This is a genomic window from Microbacterium sp. 2216-1 (assembly GCF_046507855.1).
Taxonomy (GTDB): Bacteria; Actinomycetota; Actinomycetes; order Actinomycetales; family Microbacteriaceae; genus Microbacterium; species Microbacterium esteraromaticum_C.
The window spans coordinates 1-575 of the sequence record NZ_JBKFTM010000007.1; the positions used below are offsets into that span (position 1 = coordinate 1).

At 67.8% G+C, this 575-nt stretch carries 1 protein-coding gene and 1 rRNA gene; one reads left to right on the forward strand and one right to left on the reverse strand.

Going from position 1 to position 575, the window contains the following annotated elements; translation table 11 throughout:
- Window positions 1–76, forward strand: a 5S ribosomal RNA gene (gene rrf, locus ACLD0U_RS14170); the annotation flags it as partial.
- A gap of 74 nt (window positions 77–150) precedes the next feature.
- Here rrf and ACLD0U_RS14175 read toward each other — a convergent pair.
- Window positions 151–575, reverse strand: a 425-nt coding sequence (locus ACLD0U_RS14175) for a hypothetical protein (RefSeq protein WP_410341004.1), incomplete at its 5' end; no start/stop codon positions are given.

The window sequence follows — 575 nt, forward strand, 5'->3', positions numbered from 1 at the left end:
GAACCCGGAAGCTAAGCCTCACAGCGCCGATGGTACTGCAGGGGGGACCCTGTGGGAGAGTAGGACACCGCCGGACTTCTCTTAAGTAAAATGGCCACCCAGAGCTGGGTGGCCATTTTGCGTTTTACAGTCATACAGGGAGTCAGAATGTCAGATGAGCAGCGGGACCGCCGTAACGAAGGCGATGGCGCGCACAAGCGACGTTCGGACTCCGACCGCAGCAGCGACAACCGCAAGCCGCGGTACTCGGACTCCTCCGCGCGTCGCCCGCGTCGCGATGACGAGCGTCGCCCATATGGGGACCGCCCGCAGGGCGATCGCCCCCACGGAGACCGTCAGCCCCGCGGCGATCGCGATCGCTCGCAGGGTGGCCGGGGTCGTCCCCAGGGTGAGCGTCGTCCGTATGGCGATCGTCCGCAGGGTGAGCGTCGTTCCTACGGCGACCGTCCGCAGGGCGACCGCCCGTACCGTGGCGATCGTGATCGTCCGCAGGGTGACCGTCCCTACCGGGGCGATCGTGACCGTCCGCAGGGTGACCGCCGTCCGTACGGCGACCGTCCTCAGGGCGACCGCCC